The following is a 23,885-nucleotide window of genomic DNA, read 5'->3' as shown; positions in this document are numbered from 1 at the left end:
GCGCGCCCGTGGACCGGCGTCGCGCGCCGGTGCCGGGAGGGACATGTGTCGGGCCGCCGGTGCTCCAGGCGGCCGGGACGGCGGGGAACGTGACGGAGCTGACAGGCGGAGTGATCCCAGTGAAGCGTGCCGGTGTGGCGTTCCTCGTCGCCGTTCCCGTGGTCGCCACGGCGGCCTTCTTCCTCGTGCCGGCGGACTCCGCCGAGCCCGTGGCGATACCCTCCGTGTCCCCCGCCCAGGCGGCCCGGGAAGAGGCCAAGGACCGGGCCGAGAAGGAGCGGGCGGAGGACGACAAGGTGATCGCCGGGCTGCCCGCGGGCCTGGCCGCCCCGGAGAAGAAGGAACTGGCGCAGCGGATCGTGGCGAGCGCCCACCGGTCGACGCTGAACTGGCGCACCCTCTACGGCTCCATCGAGGACCTGGAGGACGGGCGGGGCTACACCGCCGGGATCGCCGGCTTCTGCACCGGCACCCACGACCTGCTCGCCCTTGTCGAGCGCTACACCGAAGCCCACCCGGACAACGGCCTGGCCCGCTATCTGCCGGCCCTCCGCGAGGTCGACGGCACGGACTCCCACGAGGGCCTGGACCCCGGCTTCACCGCGGCCTGGAAGGCGGAGGCGAAGCTCCCGGCCTTCCGCGGGGCCCAGGACGAGCACCGTGACCGTGTCTCCTTCGACCCGGCGGTCCGCCTCGCCAAGCTGGACGGCCTGGGCACGCTCGGCCAGTTCGTCTACTACGACGCTCTGATCTTCCACGGCCCCGACGCCGGCCCCAAGGGTTTCTACGGCCTGCGCGAACGCGCGCTGCGCGTGGCGGACACACCGGCCGAGGGCGGCAGTGAGAAGGCGTACCTGGATGCCTTCCTCGACACCCGCCGCGCCGCCATGGCCACCGAGCGCATGGACACGAGCCGTGTCGACACCGCCCAGCGCCGCTTCCTTGACGAGGGCAACCTGCGTCTCGAGACGCCGCTGGAGTGGGCCGTCTACGGGGACACGTACAAGGTGCCCTGACCAGGGCCCGTACGGGGCGTCGTGCCCGGCCGGGGAAGGCGACGGCGCCTGCCCTGTCGTCCGGTCGGGGACTGATGGGCAGGCGCCGTCAGTGTTCCGCACGCCTTTGTGCGGGACGTCTTGTGAGTGCGGTCAGACCATCAGCGCACGGTCCGTCGGGCGGATCGGCGCCGGCAGCTCGCTGGCGCCGGTGAGGTGGCGGTCCACCCCGCGGGCGGCCGAGCGGCCCTCCGCGATCGCCCAGACGATGAGCGACTGGCCGCGGCCGGCGTCACCGGCGACGAACACGCCCGGCACGTTGGTCTGGAAGTCGGCGTCGCGGGCGATGTTGCCCCGCTCGTCGAGCTCCAGGCCGAACTGCTCGACCAGGCCGTTGTCGCGGTCGGTGCCGGTGAAGCCCATGGCGAGGGTGACCAGCTGGGCGGGGATCTTGCGCTCCGTGCCCGGCTTCTGGGTCAGCCTGCCGTCCACGAACTCCACCTCGGTGAGGTGCAGCCACTGGACGTTGCCGTCCGCGTCGCCCTCGAAGTGGGTCGTCGAGACCGAGTAGACGCGCTCGCCGCCCTCCTCGTGGGCCGAGGTGACCTTGTACAGCATGGGGAAGGTCGGCCAGGGCTGGTCGATCGGGTGCCGCTCGTCGTTCGGGCGGGGCATGATCTCCAGCTGCGTGACGGAGGCCGCGCCCTGGCGGTGGGCGGTGCCCACGCAGTCCGCTCCGGTGTCGCCGCCGCCGATGACCACGACGTGCTTGCCCTCGGCCGAGATCGGGGGCGCCACGAAGTCGCCCTCCTGCACCTTGTTGGCCAGCGGCAGGTACTCCATGGCCTGGTAGATGCCCTTGAGCTCGCGGCCGGGCACCGGCAGGTCGCGGGCCGTGGTCGCGCCGACGGCCAGGACGACCGCGTCGTAGCGCTTCTTCAGGTCCGTGGCCTTCAGGTCGCGGCCGATCTCGACGCCCGTGCGGAAGCGGGTGCCCTCCGCGCGCATCTGCTCGATACGGCGGTTGATGTGCCGCTTCTCCATCTTGAACTCGGGGATGCCGTACCGGAGGAGACCTCCGACGCGGTCCGCGCGCTCGTAGACGGCGACGGTGTGTCCGGCCCGGGTCAGCTGCTGGGCGGCGGCCAGACCCGCCGGGCCCGAGCCGACGACCGCGACGGTCTTGCCCGACAGGCGCTCCGGGATCTGCGGGGCGACGTCCCCGGTCTCCCACGCCTTGTCGATGATCGAGACCTCGACGTTCTTGATGGTGACCGGCGGCTGGTTGATGCCGAGCACGCACGCCGACTCGCACGGAGCGGGGCACAGGCGGCCGGTGAACTCCGGGAAGTTGTTCGTCGCGTGCAGGCGCTCGGAGGCCGCCGCCCAGTCCTCGCGGTAGGCGTAGTCGTTCCACTCGGGGATCAGGTTCCCCAGCGGGCAGCCGTTGTGGCAGAACGGGATGCCGCAGTCCATGCAGCGGCTGGCCTGCTTGCTGATGATCGGCAGCAGGGAGCCGGGGACGTAGACCTCGTTCCAGTCGCGGACGCGCTCCTCGACGGGGCGGGACTTGGCGACCTCGCGCCCGTGGTTCAGGAAGCCCTTCGGGTCAGCCATTGATCGCCGCCTCCATCATCTTCTCGTGGGTCTCGGTCTCGGAGAGACCGGCTCGCTCGGCGGCGTCCTTGGCGGCGAGCACTGCCTGGTACGTGCTGGGGATGATCTTGCTGAAGCGCTCGACGGCGGTGTCCCACTCGGCCAGGAGCTTCTCGGCGACGGTGGAGCCCGTCTCCTCCTGGTGGCGGCGGACCACGTCGTGCAGCCACTGCTTGTCGGCGTCGTCCAGCGCCTGGACGGCGTCCAGGTTGCCGGCGTTGACGTTGTCCCGGTCGAGGTCGATGACGTAGGCGATGCCGCCGGACATGCCGGCCGCGAAGTTGCGGCCGGTCTCGCCGAGCACCACCGCGTGACCGCCGGTCATGTACTCGCAGCCGTGGTCGCCCACGCCCTCGGAGACGACCGTCGCGCCGGAGTTGCGGACGCAGAACCGCTCACCGGTCTTGCCGCGCAGGAACATCTCGCCGCCGGTGGCGCCGTAGCCGATGGTGTTGCCGGCGATGACGCTGTACTCGGCGAGGTGGTCGGCCGCGCGGTCCGGGCGGACGATGATCCGGCCGCCCGAGAGGCCCTTGCCGACGTAGTCGTTGGCGTCGCCCTCCAGGCGCAGCGTCACGCCGCGCGGCACGAACGCGCCGAAGGACTGGCCGGCGGAGCCGGTGAAGGTGATGTCGATGGTGTCGTCGGGCAGGCCCGCGCCACCGAACTTCTTGGTCACCTCGTGGCCGAGCATGGTGCCGACCGTGCGGTTGATGTTGCGGATCTGCACCTGGGCGCGCACCGGCTGGGCCTCGGTGGCGTCCGTGGCGGCCAGGGCGTCCGCGGCGAGCTTGATCAGCTCGTTGTCGAGCGCCTTCTCCAGGCCGTGGTCCTGCGCGACGACCTGGTGGCGCACCGCGCCCTCGGGCAACGCCGGCACGTGGAACAGCGGCTCCAGGTTCAGGCCCTGCGCCTTCCAGTGGTTCACCGCGCGGGTGACGTCGAGGGCCTCGGCGTGGCCGACGGCCTCCTCGATGGAGCGGAAGCCCAGCTCGGCCAGGATCTCGCGGACCTCCTGGGCGATGTACTGGAAGAAGTTGACGACGTACTCGGCCTTGCCGTTGTACCGCTCGCGCAGCACCGGGTTCTGCGTGGCGATGCCGACCGGGCAGGTGTCCAGGTGGCAGACGCGCATCATGACGCAGCCGGAGACGACGAGCGGCGCGGTCGCGAAACCGAACTCCTCGGCGCCGAGCAGCGCGGCGATGACGACGTCGCGGCCGGTCTTCAGCTGGCCGTCGGTCTGCACGACGATGCGGTCGCGCAGGCCGTTGAGCAGCAGCGTCTGCTGGGTCTCGGCCAGGCCCAGCTCCCAGGGGCCGCCCGCGTGCTTCAGCGAGGTGAGCGGGGAGGCGCCGGTGCCGCCGTCGTGGCCGGAGATGAGCACCACGTCCGCGTGCGCCTTGGAGACACCCGCGGCGACCGTGCCGACGCCGACCTCGGAGACCAGCTTGACGTGGATCCGCGCCTGCGGGTTCGCGTTCTTCAGGTCGTGGATCAGCTGGGCCAGGTCCTCGATGGAGTAGATGTCGTGGTGCGGCGGCGGCGAGATGAGGCCGACGCCGGGCGTCGAGTGCCGCGTCTTGGCGACCCACGGGTAGACCTTGTGGCCGGGCAGCTGGCCGCCCTCGCCGGGCTTGGCGCCCTGGGCCATCTTGATCTGGATGTCGTCGGAGTTGACGAGGTACTCGCTCGTCACGCCGAACCGGCCGGACGCCACCTGCTTGATGCTGGAGCGGCGCGCCGGGTCGTACAGGCGCTCCGGGTCCTCGCCGCCCTCACCGGTGTTGGACTTGCCGCCCAGCTGGTTCATGGCGATGGCGAGGGTCTCGTGCGCCTCCTGCGAGATGGAGCCGTACGACATGGCGCCGGTGGAGAACCGCTTGACGATCTCGGAGACCGGCTCGACCTCGTCGATGGAGATGGGCTTCCGGTCGGACTTGAAGCCGAACAGGCCGCGCAGCGTCATCAGGCGCTCGGACTGCTCGTTCACGCGCTCGGTGTACTTCTTGAAGATGTCGTAGCGGCCGGAGCGCGTGGAGTGCTGGAGGCGGAAGACCGTCTCCGGGTCGAACAGGTGCGGCTCGCCCTCGCGGCGCCACTGGTACTCGCCGCCTATGTCGAGCGCGCGGTGCGCCGGGGCGATGCCGGAGGCCGGGTAGGCCTTGGCGTGCCGGGCGGCGACCTCCTTGGCGATGACGTCGATGCCGACGCCGCCGATCTTGGTGGCCGTGCCGTTGAAGTACTTCGCGACGAAGGCCTCGTCGAGACCGACGGCCTCGAAGACCTGGGCTCCGCGGTAGGAGGCGACGGTCGAGATGCCCATCTTGGACATGACCTTCAGCACGCCCTTGCCGAGGGCGTAGATGAGGTTGCGGATGGCCTGCTCGGGCTCGATGCCGGGCAGGAAGGTGCCGGCGCGGACCAGGTCCTCGACGGACTCCATCGCCAGGTACGGGTTGACGGCGGCGGCGCCGTAGCCGATGAGCAGGGCGACGTGGTGGACCTCGCGGACGTCGCCGGCCTCGACCAGCAGGCCCACCTGGGTGCGCTGCTTGGTGCGGATGAGGTGGTGGTGGACGGCCGCGGTGAGCAGCAGCGACGGGATCGGCGCGTGCTCGGCGTCGGAGTGCCGGTCCGACAGGACGATCAGGCGGGCGCCGTTCTCGATGGCGGCGTCGGCCTCGGCGCAGATCTCCTCGATCCGCGCGGCCAGCGCGTCCCCGCCGCCGTGCACCCGGTACAGGCCGGACAGGGTCGCGGCCTTGAAGCCGGGCATGTCGCCGTCGGCGTTGATGTGGATGAGCTTGGCCAGCTCGTCGTTGTCGATGACCGGGAAGGGCAACAGGACGCTGCGGCAGGAGGCCGCGTTCGGGTCGAGCAGGTTGCCCTGCGGGCCCAGCGACGAGCGCAGGGAGGTGACCAGCTCCTCGCGGATCGCGTCCAGCGGCGGGTTGGTGACCTGCGCGAACAGCTGGGTGAAGTAGTCGAAGAGCAGCCGCGGGCGGTCCGAAAGGGCGGCGATCGGCGAGTCGGTGCCCATGGAGCCGATCGGCTCGGCACCGGCCTTGGCCATCGGCGCGAGGATGACGCGCAGCTCCTCCTCGGTGTAGCCGAAGGTCTGCTGGCGGCGGGTGACCGAGGCGTGGGTGTGGACGATGTGCTCGCGCTCGGGCAGGTCGGACAGCTCGATCTCGCCGGCTTCCACCCACTCCTGGTAGGGGTTCTCGGCGGCGAGCTCGGCCTTGATCTCGTCGTCCTCGATGATGCGGTGCTCGGCGGTGTCCACGAGGAACATGCGGCCGGGCTGCAGGCGGCCCTTGCGGACGACCTTGGCCGGGTCGATGTCCAGCACGCCGACCTCGGAGCCGAGGACGACCAGGCCGTCGTCGGTGACCCAGTAGCGGCCGGGGCGCAGGCCGTTGCGGTCGAGGACCGCGCCGACCTGGGTGCCGTCGGTGAAGGTGACGCAGGCCGGGCCGTCCCAGGGCTCCATCATCGTGGAGTGGAACTGGTAGAAGGCGCGCCGTGCCGGGTCCATGGAGTCGTGGTTCTCCCACGCCTCCGGGATCATCATCAGCACGGAGTGCGGCAGGGAGCGGCCGCCCAGGTGCAGCAGCTCCAGGACCTCGTCGAAGGAGGCGGAGTCGGAGGCGTCCGGGGTGCAGACCGGGAAGATCCGCTCCAGGCTCCGGTCGCCGAAGAGGTCGGAGAGCAGCTGCGACTCGCGGGCCACCATCCAGTTGCGGTTGCCCTTGACGGTGTTGATCTCACCGTTGTGCGCGACGAAGCGGTAGGGGTGTGCCAGCGGCCAGGACGGGAAGGTGTTCGTCGAGAACCGGGAGTGCACGAGCGCGATCGCGGAGGCGAAGCGGCGGTCGGACAGGTCCGGGAAGAAGGGCTCCAGCTGGCCGGTGGTCAGCATGCCCTTGTAGACGATGGTCCGCGCGGACAGCGACGGGAAGTAGACGCCGGCCTCGCGCTCGGCGCGCTTGCGCAGCACGAAGGCCTTGCGGTCGAGGGCGATGCCCTCCGAGGTGCCGTCGCTGACGAAGATCTGGCGGAAGACCGGCATGGTCGAGCGGGCGGTGGCACCCAGCAGCTGGGGAGCGACCGGCACCTCGCGCCAGCCGAGGACGGTCAGGCCCTCGTCGGCGGCGATCGTCTCGATCTGCGAGACGGCCTCGGCGGTGGAGTCCTCCGGCAGGAAGGCGATGCCGACGGCGTAGGCGCCGGCCTCGGGCAGCTCGAATCCGGCCTCGTCACGGAAGAACGCGTCCGGGACCTGCGACAGGATGCCGGCGCCGTCACCGGAGTCGGGCTCGGAGCCGGTGGCGCCGCGGTGCTCCAGGTTGCGCAGGACGGTCAGAGCCTGCTCGACCAGGGTGTGGGACGCCTCGCCGGTGAGGGTGGCGACGAAGCCGACGCCGCAGGCGTCGTGCTCGTTGCGGGGGTCGTACATACCCTGCGCAGCAGGGCGAGCATCCATGAAGGACCAGTTCTGGCCATTCGCGGAATGCTGGGACGGCTGGCGCGGCGTACGCATCGGCTCTCCCGTCGTCGTCAGGTGGCATGTGCAGGTGCCGAGGGACGACGTTGGCCCTCGCGTGATCGCAAAATTTCGTGCAGGTTACATGATGGAGCGGTTCTCGGGAACCGGGATACTCCGTTCCAGCATGCGGACACTGCGTGGTTCGCGGCGGGGGTTCCGCGCCAGCAGTGGAAGCTATGGGGGACCCGCACGGGACGATCGGGTCAGATCGATGTCCGTCGGTCCGGGAGCGGGACAGGCGTCGTCGCCCGCCCCGCTGCGGTGCGCGGCGAGCCTCATTGCCCACAGCGCTTACGGCTCATGCCCGGTGGTCATGCAACTGAAACCAGCGGGTAACGGCTATTTATACGGCTCAGCGCATAAGTGCAAGCCGGGTCATCCTACGGCCGTTCCGAAGAAGCTGCCCAGGGCGTACGTCACACCGGCCGCCGCGCCGCCCAGCAGAAGCTGCCGCAGTCCGCTGTACCACCAGCTCCGCGCGGTCACCCGCGCCACCACCGCACCGCACAGGAAGAGCCCGAGCAGCGCCAGCAGCACGGCGGGCCAGAGGCTGCTCGCGCCGAGCAGGTAGGGCAGGACGGGGACCAGGGCGCCCAGCGCGAAGGAGCCGAAGCTCGACACCGCGGCGACGGTGGGCGAGGGCAGATCGCCGGGGTCGATGCCCAGCTCCTCACGGGCGTGGATCTCCAGCGCCTGCTCCGGATCCTTGGACAGCTGCCGGGCGACCTCCCGGGCCAGGCGCGGCTCGACGCCCCTCGCCTCGTAGAGCGCGGCCAGCTCGGCCTCCTCGTCCTTCGGGTGCTTGCGCAGCTCGCGCCGCTCCACGGCCAGCTCGGCCTCGACGAGCTCGCGCTGCGAGGCGACGGAGGTGTACTCTCCGGCGGCCATGGAGAAGGCGCCGGCCGCCAGGCCCGCGAGTCCGCTGAGGACGACGGTCTGCTGACCGACCGCCCCGCCCGCGACACCGGTCATCAGGGCCAGGTTGGAGACCAGGCCGTCCATCGCGCCGAACACCGCGGGGCGCAGCCAGCCGCCGTTCACGTCCCGGTGCGTGTGGTTGTCCCGGTGCGCCTCGTGCAGCGCCGCCTCGGTGTCGATGATCGACATGAATGATCCCCACTCCCCGCCACCGGACACGGCGCGCCGCCGCCGAACCGGGCCTTTTGGACTCGTTCCAGATTTTTACAACCCTCAAACTACGCCCCGCATTCCCTTCCCGCCAGCAAGGAAAGGCTGCGCTAACCTGCGCTTTTGCCGCTGTGCGCTCAATTGATCAATAGTCTGCCCATATGTCGACCGGGTGATGCTGAGGGCCCCGACGCTCGGCGCCGCCGCCGGGGTGGGACACATCCCGTATGGCATCGATCGCCTGCATCCCCTCCCTGCCGGCGCCCGGCGACGCCACCGGACCGCGCGCCCGGGCCCGGGGCGCCCTGCTCGGCCTGGCCGTCGGCGACGCCCTCGGGGCCCCGGCCGAGAACCTGAAGCCCTCCGAGATCCGCGCCCGGTGGGGCCGCATCACCGGATACGTCGCCGAGGAACCGGCGGGCACGGACGACACCGAGTACGCGATCTTCTCGGGCCTGCTGCTGGCCCGGCACGGCTCCGCCCTCACCCCGGCCCATGTGGAAGCCGCCTGGCACGAGTGGATCGCCGACCGCGACGAAGGTCCCTTCCGGGGCGCCGGCTTCAGCGAACGCGGCACGCTGGAGAACCTCCGCCGGGGCCTGGCGGCGCCCATCTCCGCCCAGCACCGGCACGCCTGGAGCGACGGCCTGGCCATGCGCGCGGCCCCCTTCGGGGTGTTCGCGGCGGGCCGTCCCGCCGAGGCGGCCCGGCTGGCCGCGATCGACGGCTCGGTCAGCCACGACGGCGAGGGGATCTACGGCGGCCAGGCGGTGGCGGCCGGAGTCGCGGCGGCGATGGCGGGCGCCCCGCCCATCGCCGTGGTGGCCGCGGCGCTCGCGGTCGTCCCCGACGACTCCTGGACGGCCCGCAGCCTGCGCCGCGCGGTGACGGCCGCCCACCGCGGCGAACGCGCGGTCCGCTCGGCGGTCGTCATCGGCGGCTACCCCTGGACGGACCTGGCCCCCGAGGCGGTGGCCCTGGCGTTCGGCGCGTACGCGGCGGCCGACGGCGACTTCGCGCAGTCCGTGCTGACGGCGGTGAACATGGGCCGCGACGCGGACACGACGGCGGCGGTGGCGGGAGCGCTGGCGGGCGCGACCCGGGGCGTCTCGGCGATCCCGCCGGCGTGGGCCACCCCCATCGGCCCGGTCCGCGGCCGCTGCCTCCCGGCGATGGCGGGCTACCACGTCCTGGACGTGGCGGACCTGCTGACCCCGCCGGACGACGAACCCCCGTCGGCGACGGCCTTCGCCCTGGCGGCGGGCGAGAAGACGGAGTCCCCCCGATGACGCCACACGAACCCGCAGCCGCCGACGGCGCGGTCGCCCCACGGGAGACCAGGACCCCTCGGGTGACAGTCACGGGCGGTGCGCGGGTGGGAGACACGACGGCCGAAGGCGAAGCCGAGGCCGGTGGACGGACCGAAGGCGAAGCCGAGGCCGGTGGACGGACCGAAGGCGAAGCCGAGGCCGGTGGACGGACCGAAGGCCTCCTGCTCGGCCTCGCCGCAGGCGACGCCGCCGGCTGGCCCGCCGCCCGCCACAGAGCCGCCCGCATGCCCGACTGGACCCGCCGCCTCACCCGCGAACTCGACACCTTCGCCGAGCACAACGCGACCACCACCCTGCCCGTCCCCATCGCCCTGAACCAGCCCCCCGAACCCCTCCGCCTCGGCCCCTCCGACGACGCGGAATGGGCGGCCTTCGCCGCGGAGGCCCTCCTCCTCGCCGGCGACGACTCCGTGCTGCACGACCTCAGCCGGGAGCGCCGCACCCGAGCCGCCATCGACCTCACCTGGAACGCCGTCGCGAGCGAGGTCGCCGCCGCGGCGGACCGCGCCCCGGAGGTCGAGTCCGCCGTCCTCCCCCTGCGCGCCCGCATCTCCGTACGCGCCGGACTCGGCAACCTCGCCGCCGGCCTGCGCCCGCCCGCCACCGGCCACGACAACCCGCACTACTTCGACGACGCGGCCTGCGTGCGCGCCTGCGTCCTGGCCGTGGCGCACACCGGCGACCCCGGCCGCGCCGCCGCCCTCGCCGAGTTCGACGCCCGCTACACCCAGGACGGCGACGGCGTCCACGGCGCCCGCGCCATGGCGGCGGCCCTCGCCCTCGCCCTGGCCGGCGCGGACCTCGGCGCCTGTGTCACCGCCGCCCTCGCCGAACTCCCCGAGGAGACGGAGATCGGCCGCAACGCCCGCCACGCCCTGCGCCTCGCCGCCGACGCGGACAGCGCCTTCGCCCTGGTGCCTCTCCTGGAACACCAGATCGTCGACCACGTCTACAGCTACGGCATCGCCGCCGCCGAAACGGTCCCGGTCGCCCTCGCGCTGGCCACCGCAGCCCGCGGCCGGATCGCGGAAGCGGTCCCGGCCGCGGCCTGCCTCTCCCGCGTCGCGGACTCCGCCCCGGCCCTGGCGGGAGCCCTCACCGGAGCACTGGGCGGCGGCGCGTCCGTCCCGGCCTCCTGGCGGCGGACCTGCCGCACCCTCTCCGGCTGCGTCCTCCCCCGCCTCACCGGCACGGACCTCGTGGAACTCGCCGGACTCCTGGAAGCCGCGCATCCGGCCCGCCCGGGTGGATGATGCGGCCATGCAGCCCAAACCCCACCAAAACGCCCCGCTGGACGAGCGGATCACCGGAGCCCTGGTCGGAGCCGCCGTCGGGGACGCCCTCGGCGGCCCCGTCGAGGGCTACGCGCCCGAGCAGATCCTCGAACGCCACGGCGGCCGCGTCCACGGCGTCGTCGGCCCCTGGCACGGCGACGACTGGCGCACCGCCCGCCCCCTCGCCCCGTACCACAAGGGCGACGGCCACGTCACCGACGACACCCTGATGACGCACGCCCTGGTCCGCGTCTACGCCCGGGTCCGCGACCACCTCGACGCCTACGCGATCGCCGACCACCTGGTCCCCGACCTGATGACCGAACCGCGCTGGATCCCGGAGCTGGAGACCGAGGCCCTCCCCCTCCAGCGGATCTTCCTCGCCGAGAAGTGGCTCGTCGCCCGGCTCCACTACGGCCACGCCGACCCGCGCGAGGCCGGCACCGGCAACATCGTCAACTGCGGCGCGGCGATGTACATGGCCCCGGTCGGCCTGGTCAACGCGGCCGACCCCCGCGCGGCCTACGCCGAGGCCCTGGACATCGCCGGCGCCCACCAGTCGTCCTACGGCCGGGAGGCCGCGGGCGTCCTGGCCGCCGCGGTCGCGGCGGCGTGCAGCCCGGGGGCGACCCCGGACTCGGTCGTCTCGGCGTGCCTGTCACTGGCGAAGGACGGCACGCGGGCCGCCGTGGAGCGGGTCTGCGAGGAGGCGAGCCGCCACACGGACTTCGAGTCGGCGCTGCGCCCGCTGCGCGAGGCGGTGACCCCCTTCGACACCGTGGGCCCCGACTACCGGGCGCCCTCCCTGGGCGCCCGCCGCCCGTCCCGCCTCCACTCGATCGAGGAACTGCCCATCGCCCTGGGCATGTTGCTCGTGGCCCGGGGCGACTACCGGCACGCCGTGCTCGGTGCCGTCAACTACGGCCGGGACTGCGACTCCATCGCCACGATGGCGGGCGCCCTGGCCGGCGCCCTGGGCTCGCCGGTCCCCGAGGAGTGGGCGAAGACCGTCGCCGAGGCCAGCCGCCTGGACCTGTGGGAACCGGCCACCACCCTCGCCGCCGTGACCCGCGAGATCTTCGCCCGGGACGTGTCCCGCCACCGCGCCCGCGAGGCGGCCTTCACCTCCCTCGGGGGCCCGGAATGCTCCGACTGACCTGGGTCCAGCCGGAGGACCTGCTCGGCCACGAGCTCCGCCAGGCCGCCCTGGACGGCCGCGAACCGTCGGCGATCGCCTCCCGCTGGAGAGCGGCGGGCGGCCCGGAGGCCCCCGCCACGGCAGGGGCCTCCCCCACCCCGGCCTCCCCCTACCTCCGCAGGCTGGCGACGGACCTCCTGGACGAACTGGCGGACCTGCCCAGCGCCCTCGCCGACGACGAGCCGACGGACCTGACCCGCATCCGGTCGCTCTGCCCGAACTGGCCGGAGCCCGCGGGCAGTTCCACCACGGGGACGGCACCCACCCCCGCCGCCGAGCCGCGCCTCGAAGCGGCCTGGCTGGGCCGGGCCGCCGGCTGCCTGCTGGGCAAACCGGTCGAGAATCTCCCCCTCGACGCCATTCGCCGGCTGGCCCGCTCCACCGGCAACTGGCCCCTCACCACCTACTTCACCGCCAGGGGCGTCCCCGAGGACCTCCTGCGCCGGCACCCCTGGAACCGCCGCTCGGCCGCCACCTCCCTCGCCGAGAACATCGACGGCATGCCCGAGGACGACGACCTCAACTACCCCCTGCTCAACCTCGTCCTCCTCCAGCGCCACGGCAGGCGGTTCACCACCACGGACGTGGCCGCCACCTGGCTCGACGAGCTCCCCGCCGGGCGCACCTTCACCGCCGAGCGCGTCGCCTGCCGCAACCTCCTCAGCGGCGTGGAACCCCCGCACACCGCCCGCCACCGCAACCCGTTCCGCGAATGGATCGGCGCCCTGATCCGCGCCGACGTCCACGGCTGGACCAACCCCGGCGACCCGGCCGCCGCCGCCGGACAGGCCCACCGGGACGCCACCCTCACCCACACCGCCAACGGCGTCTACGCGGCGATGTTCACGGCGGCCGCCATCGCGACGGCCGCGACCGGCGACCACGACGTCCACGCCTGCCTGCGCACCGGCCTCACGGTCGTCCCCCCGCGCTCGCGTCTCGCCCGGGCCGTCCGGCACGCCGTCGAACTGGCCCGCCGCCACGAGGACTTCGACACGGTCGTCGACGAACTCCACGCCGCCCACGCCGCCACCCACCACTGGGTGCACGCCGTCCCCAACACCGCCCTGATCGCCGCCGCCCTCACCCACGCGGACGGCGACTTCACCGGATCCGTCTGCCGGGCCGTCAGCGGCGGCTGGGACACCGACTCCAACGGCGCGACGGCCGGCAGCATCGCGGGCCTGCTGGCCGGTGACCCCGCGGCACTCCCCGACCGCTGGACGGCTCCCCTGAAGAACCGCCTGGCCACCTCCCTCGGCGACTTCCACGGCATCGGCTTCGACACCCTGGCCCACCTCACGCACCTGGAGGCCACCCGCCCATGACCAGCACCGGCACTCCCCCCGTCACGGCCGGCGACCCGCCGCTCACCGGCCTGCGCGTCCTCGACCTCGCCACCCTGTTCGCCGGGCCGATGGCCGCCACCCTGCTCGGCGACTTCGGCGCGGAGGTCATCAAGATCGAGCACCCCGGCAAGCCCGACCCCTCCCGCGGCCACGGCCCGTCGAAGAACGGCGTCGGGCTGTGGTGGAAGATGCTCGGCCGCAACAAGCGCACGATCACCCTCGACCTGTCGAAACCCGGCGGCCGCACCACCCTGCTCCGCCTCGCCGCCACGGCCGACGTCGTCATCGAGAACTTCCGCCCCGGCACCCTGGAGAAGTGGGACCTGGGCCCCGCCGAGCTGTCGGCCGCCAACCCCCGTCTGGTGCTGGCCCGCGTCACCGGCTTCGGCCAGTTCGGCCCCTACGCCCACCGCCCCGGTTTCGGCACCCTCGCCGAGGCGATGAGCGGCTTCGCCGCGATCACCGGCGAACCGGACGCGCCCCCGACCCTCCCGCCGTTCGGACTGGCCGACGCCATCGCGGGCCTGACGACGGCGTACGCGGTGATGACGGCCCTCGCCGCCCGGGACCGCACCGGCGAGGGCCAGGTCGTCGACCTGGCCCTGATCGAGCCGATCCTGGCCGCCCTCGGCCCCCAGCCCCTGTGGTTCGACCAGCTCGGCCACGTGCAGCCCCGCACCGGCAACCGCTCCCCGAACAACGCCCCGCGCGGTGTCTACCGCACCGCCGACGGCACCTGGGTCGCCGTGTCCACCTCGGCCCAGTCGGTCGCCGAACGCGTGATGCGCCTGGTGGGCCGCCCGGAGCTCGTCGACGAGCCCTGGTTCGCCACCGGCGCCGACCGCGCCCGCCACGCCGACGTCCTCGACGAGGCGGTCGGCTCCTGGATCGCCGCGCGCGACCGCACCGACGTCCTGGCCGCCTTCGAGAAGGCGGAGGCGGCGGTGGCCCCCGTCCAGGACGTCCGGGACGTGATGGCCGACCCGCAGTACCGGGCCCTGAACACCCTGACCACCGTCGACGACCCCGAACTGGGGCCGCTGCGCATGCAGAACGTCCTCTTCCGCCTCTCGGCGACCCCCGGCGCGATCCGCTGGGCCGGCCGCCCGCACGGCGCCGACACCGACGAGGTCCTCACCGAACTGGGCCTGTCCCCCGCCGACCTCACGGCACTGCGCGCCGAGGGCGCCCTGTGACGGAGTCCCCGCTCACCTGGCTCTACGCCCCGGGTGACCGCCCGCACGTGGTGGCGAAGGCCCTCACCCTCGGTGCCGACGTCGTCGTGGTGGACCTGGAGGACGCGGTCGCCCCGGAGCGCAAGGCGTACGCCCGCGCCGCCACCGCCGACCTGCTCGCCGACCCGCCGCCGGTGCCGGTCCACGTCCGGCTCAACGCCCTGGACAGCCCGTGGGCCGAGCAGGACATCGCCGCCCTCGCGCAGGCCCCCGGCCTGTCCGGGCTGCGCCTGCCCAAGGTGACCTCACCGGCCGGGATCGTCCCCGTCGCCCACCGCACCACCGCGGACCTGTACGCCCTGCTGGAGTCGGCCCTCGCGGTGGAACAGGCCTACGCCATCGCCACGGCCCACCCGGCCCTGCGGGGCATCTCCCTCGGCGAGGCGGACCTGCGGGGCGACCTGGGCGCGGGCGACGACGCAGGGCTCGACTGGTCGCGCTCCCGGGTGATCGTGGCGGCCCGGGCCGCCGGTCTGCCCCCGCCGGCGCAGTCGGTCCACCCCGACGTCCGCGACCTGGAAGGGCTGGCGGCGAGCTGCGCCCGGGGCCGCGCCCTGGGCTTCCTCGGCCGCGCCGCGATCCACCCGCGCCAGCTCCCGGTCATCGAGCGCGCCTACCTGCCCACCGAGGAGGAGATCGAGCAGGCCGAGACGGTCCTCAAGGCAGCCGCAGCGGAACCAGGCGCCCAGGCCCTCCCCGACGGCCGTTTCGTCGACGCGGCGGTGGTGGCGGCGGCCCGGCGGACCCTGGCCCTGGCCCGCCGCCGCTGACACGCCGACCGCTGACACGCCGAAGGCGCCCGGAACACCTCCGGGCGCCTTCCAACGTCAGGTGCGGCAGGCCGTCAGGACTTCTTCCCCGACCCCGCCCCGTTCCTGGCCTCGTCCCCGGCCGCGTCGGCGTCGGCCTCGTCCGCGGGCCCCTCGTCCGCGGGCCCCTCGTCCGCGGGCTCCTCGTCCGCGGCGGCCTCGCTGCTCTTCTCGTCGCTGCCGCTGCCGCCTTCGGGGGCCGCCGCGCCCGGCTCCACCACGTCCTCGCGGCCCGGCCGCGTCCTCGACGAGACCACCAGATAGGCCACCGCCAGCAGGAAGACCAGGATCGCGGTCCACACGTTCAGCCGCAGGCCCAGGACGTGGTGGGCGTCGTCGACGCGCATGTACTCGATCCAGCCCCGGCCCGCGCAGTACGCGGCGACGTACAGCGCGAACGCCCGCCCGTGCCCGAGGCGGAAACGGCGGTCGGCCCAGATGACCAGCAGCGCGACACCGATGCACCACAGGGACTCGTAGAGGAACGTCGGGTGGTAGGTGCCCGGGACGCGTCCGTCCGCCGAGGAGGTGATCTCCAGGGCCCACGGCAGGTCGGTGGGCTTGCCGTACAGCTCCTGGTTGAACCAGTTGCCCCAGCGGCCGATCGCCTGCGCGAAGGCGATGCCCGGCGCCACGGCGTCGGCGTAGGCGGGCAGCGGGATGCCCCGGCGCCGGCAGCCGATCCAGGCGCCCAGCGCGCCGAAGGCGATCGCGCCCCAGATGCCGAGGCCGCCCTCCCAGATCTTGAAGGCGTCCACCCAGTCACGGCCCTCGCTGAAGTACAGCTGGTAGTCCGTGATCACGTGGTACAGCCGGCCGCCGATCAGGCCGAAGGGCACGGCCCAGACAGCGATGTCGGCCACCGTGCCGGCCCGCCCGCCCCGGGCGATCCACCGCCTGTTGCCGAGCCAGACGGCAACGAAGACGCCGATGATGATGCAGAACGCGTAGCCGCGCAGCGGAATGGGGCCGAGGTACAGCACCCCGCGCGAAGGGCTGGGAATGAAGGCAAGTTCCATGGCAAGGTCGACGCTACCGTGCCGGACCGGGCCCGGGGCGGGCGGCCCGGCTACGGGTCCATAACAGGGGATGGGAATCCCCTCAGCCCTGGTTCGCCTCCTGGACCATCTGCTTCAGCTTCGCCGGGGTCATCGTCCGGTCCTGGTAGATGTTCTTGCCGTCGAAGAGCACGGTGGGCGTGCCGGAGAAGCCGCCCTTGTTGAAGGCCTCGTGCGACTTGGCGATCCAGCCGTTGTGCGTGCCCTTCTCGACGCACGAGCGGAACGCCGGGGTGTCCAGGCCGTCGACCTTGCCGGCCAGCTCGATCAGCCTGGCGTTGCTGGCGTAGGCGTCGTCGACCTCCGGGGGCTGGTTGTCGAAGAGCACGTCGTGGTACGCGGGGAACTTCCCGGCGTCCTGGGCGCAGGCGGCGGCGTTGGCCGCGTTGCGCGAGCCGCTGCCGCGCATGTTGCCGTCGATGAGGGTGACGAGGTGGTACTCGACCTTCAGCTGGCCGGCGTTCGTCAGCTCGTGGATGACCGGCCGGTACGCCGTCTCGAAGGACTTGCAGGCCGGGCAGCGGAAGTCCTCCCACACCGTGAGCGTGGACTTGGCGCTGTCCTTGCCGACCGGGATGGCCAGGCCGTCCTTGCCCTGGGCTCCCGAGGGGGCCACGACCGGGCCGGACGCCTCGCTGTCGTCGTCCTTGCCGGCGTTGGCCGCGACGACGCCGATCACCGCCGCGAGTCCGAGGACGGCGACGACGGCCCCGCCCACGATCAGCGCGCGCCGGCGCTTGTCCGCGGACCTCTGCTTCTCGCGCTCCACCGCCAGTCGTTCGCGGGCGGTGCGCTTTCCCTCACGGTTCTTGTCGCTCACACCCCGGAAACGAACCGGGGAGGCGCACCGCGCCTCCCCGGACCCAGGTCCACCCGTACGAGGGACCTGTACGACTTCCCGTTTTTCTACGCCTGTCCGCGCACGCCTCGCGCCAGGTCACCCGCGAGCGCGCGCACGGCCTCGACGCCGGCCGCGTCGTCCGGGGCGTCCAGCATGGCCTTGACGAACGCCGAGCCGACGATCACGCCGTCGGCGAAGCCCGCGACCTCAGCGGCCTGGGCGGGGTTCGAGACGCCGAGCCCGACGCAGACCGGCAGGTCCGTCCCCGTGGCCCGGGTGCGTTCCACCAGGTCCTGGGCCTGTGAGCTGACGCTGGCGCGGGTGCCGGTGACGCCCATGAGGGAGGCGGCGTAGACGAAGCCGCTGCCGGCCGCGGTGATCTGCGCGAGCCGTGCGTCCTTGCTGCTGGGGGCGACGACGAAGACGGTGGCGAGGCCGTGCTTGTCCGCGTGCTCCCTCCACAGCGCCGACTCCTGCACGGGCAGGTCGGGCAGGATGCAGCCCGCGCCGCCCGCCTCGGCCAGCTCCGCGGTGAACCGCTCCACGCCGTAGCGGTCGATGGGGTTCCAGTACGTCATCACCAGGATCGGCTTGCCGGTGGCGGCGTGCGCCTCGCGGACCGTGCGCATCACGTCGGCGATCTTCACGCCGCCGCGCAGGGCGATGTCGTCGGCGGTCTGGATGACGGGGCCGTCGAGGACGGGGTCGCTGTGCGGCAGGCCCACCTCGACGACGTCGGCGCCGCCGTCGATGACGGCCTTGACCGCCTCGATGCCGCCGTCGACGGTCGGGAAGCCGGCCGGCAGGTAGGCGATGAGCGCCGAGCGCCCTTCCGACCGGGCGGTGGCGAGGGTGTCGCTCAACAGCTGGATGTTGCCGCTCACTTGGCGTCCCCCTCGATCTCGGCGGTGCCGGAGGCGTCCTCGGCGACCTCGGCGTCGGTGTCGTACAGCCCGAAGTAGCGCGCGGCGGTGTCCATGTCCTTGTCGCCGCGGCCGGACAGGTTGACCACGATCAGCCCGTCCTTGCCCAGTTCCTTGCCGACCTCCAGGGCGCCCGCCAGGGCGTGGGCGCTCTCGATGGCCGGGATGATGCCCTCGGTGCGGGACAGCAGGCGCAGGGCCTGCATGGCCGCGTCGTCGGTGACCGCGCGGTATTCACCGCGGCCGGAGTCCTTCAGGTAGGAGTGCTCCGGGCCGATGCCCGGGTAGTCCAGTCCGGCGGAGATCGAGTACGGCTCGGTGATCTGGCCCTCGTCGTCCTGCAGGACGTAGGAGCGCGAGCCGTGCAGGATGCCGGGCTCGCCCGCGGTCAGGGTCGCGGCGTGCTCGCCGCTGTCGACGCCGTGCCCGGCGGGCTCGCAGCCGATGAGGCGGACGGAGGCGTCAGGGATGAAGGCGTGGAACAGGCCGATGGCGTTGGAGCCGCCGCCGACGCAGGCGATCGCGGCGTCGGGCAGGCGCCCGGCGCGCTCCAGGAGCTGGCGGCGGGCCTCGACGCCGATGACGCGGTGGAAGTCGCGGACCATGGCCGGGAAGGGGTGGGGGCCGGCGACCGTGCCGAAGAGGTAGTGGGTGCGGTCGACGTTGGCGACCCAGTCGCGGAACGCCTCGTTGATGGCGTCCTTCAGCGTGCGGCTGCCGGACTTCACGGCGATGACCTCGGCGCCGAGCATGCGCATGCGGGCCACGTTGAGCGCCTGGCGCCGGGTGTCGATCTCGCCCATGTAGATCGTGCAGTCGAGGCCGAAGAGGGCGCAGGCGGTGGCGGTGGCGACGCCGTGCTGGCCGGCGCCGGTCTCGGCGATGACGCGGGTCTTGCCCATGCGCTTGGTGAGCAGGGCCTGCCCGAGCACGTTGTTGATCTTGTGCGAGCCGGTGTGGTTGAGGTCCTCGCGCTTGAGGAACACCCGGGCGCCGCCGGCGTGTTCGGCGAAGCGGGGCACCTCGGTCAGCGCCGACGGGCGGCCGGTGTAGTTGACCAGGAGGTCGTCGAGCTCCCTGGCGAACTCGGGGTCGTGCTTGGCCTTGTCGTACTCGACGGCCACCTCGTCCACGGCGGCGACGAGGGCCTCGGGGATGAACTTGCCGCCGAACGCGCCGAAGTAGCCCTCGGGGTCGGGGGTTCGGCCCTCGGGGTCGGGGATGAAGAACTGGCTGGGCATGCGGATACCTCACGGTGAGTGTGTGTGGATCACTGGTCGCCGTGGGGGCGGGGAGGGTCAGTGGGCCGCGGGCCCGTCGGGGCCGGTCGCGCAGCTCCCCGCGCCCCCGAGGGGGCGCTGCCATCGCATGCCGTTCACCTGGCCCGGCTCGTCACCGATGACGTACCGCACGCGGCGGCCGTGTACGCGGCGCGCCGGGGCACGGCAGCCGCGGGGGCGGCAGCCGCGCGCGAGGCGGGCGTACCGGTCCACGGTCGTCAGGGTGGCAGTCATCGGGTCAAGCCTAGCGGGTGATCAGCTCCGGCCGTGCCGGAGCGCGGGGTGCTCGCCCGCCGCCACCAGGTCGGCCACCGCCGTCTTGGGGTCCTTGCCGGTGACGAGGGACTCGCCGACCAGGACGGCGTCGGCGCCGGCGTTGGCGTAGGCGATGAGGTCGTGCGGGCCGCGGACGCCGGACTCGGCGATCTTGATGATGTGGTCGGGGATCTCGGGCGCCACGCGCTCGAAGGTGTTGCGGTCGACCTCGAGGGTCTTGAGGTTGCGGGCGTTGACACCGATCACGCGGGCGCCCGCGTCGACCGCGCGCTCCACCTCGTCCTCGTCGTGCACCTCGACCAGCGGCGTGAGCCCGATGGACTCGGCGCGCTCGATGAGGGACTCCAGGGCCGGCTGGTCCAGGGCGGCGACGATCAGCAGGGCGACGTCGGCGCCGTAGGCGCGGGCCTCCCACAGCTGGTACGAGGTGACGATGAAGTCCTTGCGCAGGACCGGGATGTCCACGCGGGCGCGGACCGCCTCCAGGTCGGCGAGCGAGCCGCCGAAGCGGCGCTGCTCGGTCAGGACGGAGATGACGGCCGCGCCGCCCGCCTCGTAGTCCGCGGCGAGGCCGGCCGGGTCGGCGATCGCGGCGAGCGCGCCCTTGGAGGGGCTGGACCGCTTGACCTCGCAGATGACCTTCACGCCGTCGCCGCGCAGGGCGGCCGCGCCGTCCTTGGCCGCGGGAGCCTTCGCCGCGCGCTCCTTGAGCTCGTCGAGGCTGACGCGCGCCTGCCGTTCCGCGAGGTCGGCACGGACTCCGTCGATGATCTCGTCGAGCACACTCACGCGAGCGGCCCCCTTCCAGACTCTTGACAGTTCCAGCGACCGATCGGAAACCGATGGTCACTGCGATGGTATCCGCAGCGGGGCGCAGGCCCCGCATCCGGTCGACGCCGGTCCCACTACCTGGACGTCCGCGTGTTGATCAAGGATGCAGCCAGCCACCGAAGGGCAGGTTCCGGACAACCGAGAAGACCAGCAGCAACACGCCCAGGCCCCACACCAGCCCCGGCCGCGGGTCGATCCGCAGAGGGCGCCCGCGGACGGCGTGGACCACCCATACGGTCCACAGCACGGCGAAGGCCAGATAGCCGAGGACGGCCGGCGCGTTGGCCTGCAGGGCGGTGACCACGTCGCCGTGGACGAACGCGTGGGCGCTGCGCAGCCCGCCGCAGCCGGGGCAGTACAGGCCGGTGAGGCGCAGCAGCGGGCAGGCGGGGTAGTGGCCGGGTTCGTTCGGGTCCACCGCGCCCACGTAGGCGAAGGCGGCGACGGCGGCCGCGAGCACTCCGGCCGGGACGGCCAGGCGGCCCGGCAGGCCGCTCGTCACCCTCGGGCTGTCGGCGTTCACGGCAGTCATTGTGCCCCGCACACGGCCGAGGGGCGGTCCCGGCACCCCGGTGCCGCGGACCGCCCCTCGTGCGGCTGTCTTCCGGGGATCAGCGCTCGGCGGCCGCCGGCTCGCGGTCGCCGGTCATCCGGTGCGGCTGGTGCAGGTCCTTGGGCTGGCCCATGCCCATCATCCGCATGACACCGCCGACGACACCGCCGAGCAGCACGATCACCATGCCCGCCCAGAAGCCCGCCGGCTGGTTCATCACCATGAAGGCGCCCGCGACGCAGAACCCGATGAAGGCGATCATGACACCGGTCCAGGCGGCCGGGGTGTGACCGTGGCTGCTGCCCGCCATTGCTTGCTCCTCGTTGCTGTGTGCGTGTCTGAGCAGGACGCTCGGGGTCATTGTCCCGCACGCGCGGGCGGGAAGTGAGCGGGGGTGCCTTCCGGCCCGCCCCCGCGCGGCTCAGGCCCCGGTCGGGTCCTCGCCCCGGTCGAGCGCCTTCCACAGGTCCTCGGGCCGGTCGGGGTCGGCGGCGCGGGCCGTGCGGCGCGGGCGGGGCGCGCCGCCGCGCTCGTAGCGGCCGGACATGCCGGGCCACAGCCGGCCGTAGCGCAGCGCGAGCAGCCCGGCCAGGAGGATCAGGACACCGCCGGCGACCGCGGCGTACGGCCAGGCGGTGTGGCTGAGGGCGCCGACGGAGGCCGAGGTGTCGCCGGAGGCCCGGGCGGCCTGCTCGTCGAGCGCGGAGCTGTCGGAGGCGCCGAGCAGGGCGGCGACGACGGTGCCCGCGCCGGACAGCGCCAGCAGCCCGGCCACGACGAAGCGGCCGGCGCGGCGGACGGCGAAGACGGCGACGAGCGCGGCGAGGCCCACTATGGCCAGGGCCGCGGGTACGCCGGTGACGTCGCTGCCCTTGGCGGTCAGGGGGAAGGAGCCGCCGGCCACCGTCGCGGTGCCCTGCGACCACTGCTGCCGGGTGGCGAGCAGGGTCACGGCCGCACCGAGCGCGCCGCACAGCAGCGCGACGGCGAGGCTCAGACGGCCGGCCCGGGCGGGGCGGGCGGCTTCGGAACGGGGGTGAGGTACAGCAGTCACGTACCCCACTATCGCCTGAACCCCGGGCGAACCGTCACCCGGGGTTCATCTCAGGCCTTTCCCAGCCGGTTCGCCGTGTGCACGGCCCGCAGGACCGCCGCCGCCTTGTTGCGGCACTCGGTGTCCTCGGCGACCGGGTCGGAGTCGGCGACGACGCCCGCCCCGGCCTGCACGTACGCGGTGCCGTCGCGCAGCAGGGCGGTGCGGATGGCGATGGCGGTGTCGGAGTCGCCGGCGAAGTCGAGGTAGCCGACGCAGCCGCCGTACAGGCCGCGCCTGGAGGGCTCGAGTTCGTCGATGATCTGCATGGCGCGGGGCTTCGGCGCGCCGGAGAGGGTGCCGGCCGGGAAGCAGGCGGTCAGCACGTCGAAGGCGGTGCGCCCGGCGGCGACGCGGCCCGTCACCGTGGAGACGATGTGCATCACGTGCGAGTACCGCTCGATGGACATGAAGTCGACGACCTCGACCGAGCCGGGCTCGCAGACCCGCCCCAGGTCGTTGCGCCCGAGGTCGACGAGCATGAGGTGCTCGGCGCGTTCCTTGGGGTCGGCGAGCAGCTCGTCGGCGAGGGCCTGGTCCTCCTGCGGGGTGGCGCCGCGCCAGCGGGTGCCGGCGATGGGGTGGACCATCGCCCGGCCGTCCTCGACCTTGACCAGGGCCTCGGGCGAGGAGCCGACGACGTCGAAGCCGTCGAAGCGGAACAGGTACATGTACGGCGACGGGTTGGTCGCCCTGAGGACCCGGTAGACGTCCAGCGCGCTCGCCGTGCAGGGCGTCTCGAAGCGCTGGGAGGGGACGACCTGGAAGGCCTCGCCTGCGCGGATGCGCTCCTTGATGTCCTCGACGGCCTCCTGGAAGTCGGGGCCGCCCCACAGCGCGGTGTACGCGGGCAGCTCGGAGGGCGGGAGCACGGCCGGGGGCTGGGCGACGGGCCGGGTCAGGTCCGCCTGCATGGCGTCGAGGCGGGCGACGGCGTCGGCGTAGGCCTCGTCGACGCCCGTCTCCAGGTCGTTGTGGTTGATCGCGTTGGCGATCAGCAGGACCGAGCCCTCCCAGTGGTCCATGACGGCGAGGTCGCTGGTGAGGAGCATGGTCAGCTCGGGCAGCTGCAGGTCGTCGCGCTCGCCGGGGCCGATCTTCTCCAGGCGGCGGACGATGTCGTAGCCGAGGTAGCCGACCATGCCGCCGGTGAAGGGCGGCAGGCCCTCCTGGTGGGGCGTGTGCAGGGCCTCGATGGTGGCGCGCAGCGCGGCGAGCGGGTCGCCGTCGGCGGGGACGCCGACGGGCGGGGCGCCGAGCCAGTGGGCCTGGCCGTCGCGCTCGGTCAGGGTGGCGGCGCTGCGCACCCCGACGAAGGAGTAGCGGGACCAGGAGCGGCCGTTCTCCGCGGACTCCAGCAGGAAGGTGCCGGGGCGTTCGGCGGCGAGTTTGCGGTAGAGCGCGACCGGGGTGTCGCCGTCGGCGAGGAGCTTGCGGGTGACCGGGATGACCCGTCGGTCGGTGGCGAGCTTGCGGAACGTCTCGAGGTCCATGGCGGCTGAC

The 23,885-nt window shown here is 73.2% G+C and carries 20 protein-coding genes; 7 read left to right on the top strand and 13 right to left on the bottom strand.

The annotated features are described in order from the left end of the window. The first annotated feature begins 119 nt into the window (after positions 1–119). The gene (locus ABZY20_RS02210) at positions 120–1,016 is read left to right on the top strand and encodes a chitosanase (protein ID WP_356436007.1); all 897 of its coding nucleotides are present in this window, start codon (positions 120–122) and stop codon (positions 1,014–1,016) included. A 132-nt stretch (positions 1,017–1,148) separates the two neighbouring features. On the opposite strand, the gene ABZY20_RS02205 is transcribed toward ABZY20_RS02210, so the two are convergent. From ABZY20_RS02205 to ABZY20_RS02195, 3 genes are all read right to left on the bottom strand, one after another. After that, on the bottom strand, positions 1,149–2,612 hold the full coding sequence (locus tag ABZY20_RS02205) for a glutamate synthase subunit beta (protein WP_356435270.1): 1,464 nt from the start codon (positions 2,610–2,612) through the stop codon (positions 1,149–1,151). Then, the gene (gene gltB, locus ABZY20_RS02200) at positions 2,605–7,197 is read right to left on the bottom strand and encodes a glutamate synthase large subunit (protein ID WP_356435268.1); all 4,593 of its coding nucleotides are present in this window, start codon (positions 7,195–7,197) and stop codon (positions 2,605–2,607) included. The genes ABZY20_RS02205 and gltB overlap by 8 nt, the downstream gene beginning before the upstream one ends. A 381-nt stretch (positions 7,198–7,578) precedes the next feature. Continuing rightward, complete coding sequence (locus ABZY20_RS02195) at positions 7,579–8,310, bottom strand: VIT1/CCC1 transporter family protein (protein ID WP_356435266.1); 732 nt, start codon at positions 8,308–8,310, stop codon at positions 7,579–7,581. 248 nt (positions 8,311–8,558) lie between these two features. Here ABZY20_RS02195 and ABZY20_RS02190 point away from each other — a divergent pair, with 248 nt between their 5' ends. From ABZY20_RS02190 to ABZY20_RS02165, 6 genes are read left to right on the top strand one after another with little or no spacing between them, the layout of a single operon-like run. Continuing rightward, positions 8,559–9,620: an ADP-ribosylglycohydrolase family protein gene (locus ABZY20_RS02190; RefSeq protein ID WP_356435264.1), complete on the top strand. Its 1,062-nt coding sequence runs from the start codon at positions 8,559–8,561 to the stop codon at positions 9,618–9,620. Next, a complete protein-coding gene (locus ABZY20_RS02185; RefSeq protein ID WP_356435261.1) occupies positions 9,617–10,915 on the top strand; it encodes an ADP-ribosylglycohydrolase family protein in 1,299 nt (432 codons plus the stop codon). The genes ABZY20_RS02190 and ABZY20_RS02185 overlap by 4 nt, the downstream gene beginning before the upstream one ends. Before the next feature lie 7 nt (positions 10,916–10,922). Next, positions 10,923–12,092, top strand: a complete 1,170-nt coding sequence (locus tag ABZY20_RS02180) for an ADP-ribosylglycohydrolase family protein (RefSeq protein WP_356435258.1) — start codon at positions 10,923–10,925, stop codon at positions 12,090–12,092. Beyond that, complete coding sequence (locus ABZY20_RS02175; protein ID WP_356435256.1) at positions 12,080–13,462, top strand: ADP-ribosylglycohydrolase family protein; 1,383 nt, start codon at positions 12,080–12,082, stop codon at positions 13,460–13,462. The genes ABZY20_RS02180 and ABZY20_RS02175 overlap by 13 nt, the downstream gene beginning before the upstream one ends. Then, a complete protein-coding gene (locus ABZY20_RS02170) occupies positions 13,459–14,679 on the top strand; it encodes a CoA transferase (protein WP_356435254.1) in 1,221 nt (406 codons plus the stop codon). The genes ABZY20_RS02175 and ABZY20_RS02170 overlap by 4 nt, the downstream gene beginning before the upstream one ends. Beyond that, positions 14,676–15,488, top strand: a complete 813-nt coding sequence (locus ABZY20_RS02165; protein ID WP_356435252.1) for a CoA ester lyase — start codon at positions 14,676–14,678, stop codon at positions 15,486–15,488. The genes ABZY20_RS02170 and ABZY20_RS02165 overlap by 4 nt, the downstream gene beginning before the upstream one ends. 74 nt (positions 15,489–15,562) lie before the next feature. Here the strand turns inward: ABZY20_RS02165 and lgt are convergent, their stop codons facing one another. The 10 genes from lgt to ABZY20_RS02115 all read right to left on the bottom strand — a co-directional run bounded on the left by lgt (position 15,563) and on the right by ABZY20_RS02115 (position 23,875). Further along, on the bottom strand, positions 15,563–16,546 hold the full coding sequence (gene lgt / locus ABZY20_RS02160; protein ID WP_356435250.1) for a prolipoprotein diacylglyceryl transferase: 984 nt from the start codon (positions 16,544–16,546) through the stop codon (positions 15,563–15,565). An 82-nt stretch (positions 16,547–16,628) separates the two neighbouring features. Further along, positions 16,629–17,405 carry a thioredoxin domain-containing protein gene (locus tag ABZY20_RS02155; RefSeq protein WP_356435248.1) on the bottom strand — a complete coding sequence of 259 codons (777 nt, stop codon included), beginning with the start codon at positions 17,403–17,405 and terminating at the stop codon, positions 16,629–16,631. 86 nt (positions 17,406–17,491) lie between these two features. Next, complete coding sequence (gene trpA, locus ABZY20_RS02150) at positions 17,492–18,310, bottom strand: tryptophan synthase subunit alpha (RefSeq protein WP_356435245.1); 819 nt, start codon at positions 18,308–18,310, stop codon at positions 17,492–17,494. Continuing rightward, complete coding sequence (gene trpB / locus ABZY20_RS02145) at positions 18,307–19,590, bottom strand: tryptophan synthase subunit beta (RefSeq protein ID WP_356435242.1); 1,284 nt, start codon at positions 19,588–19,590, stop codon at positions 18,307–18,309. Before trpB ends, trpA begins: the two co-directional genes overlap by 4 nt. A gap of 57 nt (positions 19,591–19,647) precedes the next feature. Beyond that, entirely contained in the window at positions 19,648–19,863 is a 216-nt protein-coding gene (locus ABZY20_RS02140; protein ID WP_356435239.1) for a tryptophan synthase subunit(beta), read from the bottom strand. A gap of 21 nt (positions 19,864–19,884) precedes the next feature. Then, complete coding sequence (gene trpC, locus ABZY20_RS02135; RefSeq protein ID WP_356435237.1) at positions 19,885–20,694, bottom strand: indole-3-glycerol phosphate synthase TrpC; 810 nt, start codon at positions 20,692–20,694, stop codon at positions 19,885–19,887. Positions 20,695–20,833: 139 nt separating this feature from the next. Then, positions 20,834–21,268 (bottom strand): DUF2752 domain-containing protein, encoded by a 435-nt coding sequence (locus ABZY20_RS02130; RefSeq protein ID WP_356435234.1) that lies wholly within the window; start codon positions 21,266–21,268, stop codon positions 20,834–20,836. Positions 21,269–21,347: 79 nt separating this feature from the next. Continuing rightward, the gene (locus ABZY20_RS02125; RefSeq protein WP_356435231.1) at positions 21,348–21,599 is read right to left on the bottom strand and encodes an HGxxPAAW family protein; all 252 of its coding nucleotides are present in this window, start codon (positions 21,597–21,599) and stop codon (positions 21,348–21,350) included. 111 nt (positions 21,600–21,710) lie between these two features. Beyond that, positions 21,711–22,352: a TIGR02234 family membrane protein gene (locus ABZY20_RS02120; protein WP_356435229.1), complete on the bottom strand. Its 642-nt coding sequence runs from the start codon at positions 22,350–22,352 to the stop codon at positions 21,711–21,713. Positions 22,353–22,393: 41 nt separating this feature from the next. Further along, positions 22,394–23,875, bottom strand: a complete 1,482-nt coding sequence (locus tag ABZY20_RS02115) for an anthranilate synthase component I (protein WP_356435226.1) — start codon at positions 23,873–23,875, stop codon at positions 22,394–22,396. Positions 23,876–23,885: the final 10 nt, after the last annotated feature.

The organism is Streptomyces sp. NPDC006624 (assembly GCF_040611555.1).
Lineage (GTDB): Bacteria > Actinomycetota > Actinomycetes > Streptomycetales > Streptomycetaceae > Streptomyces.
The sequence above is the reverse complement of the archived record's forward strand: the minus strand, read 5'-3'. Positions and strand labels throughout refer to the sequence as shown.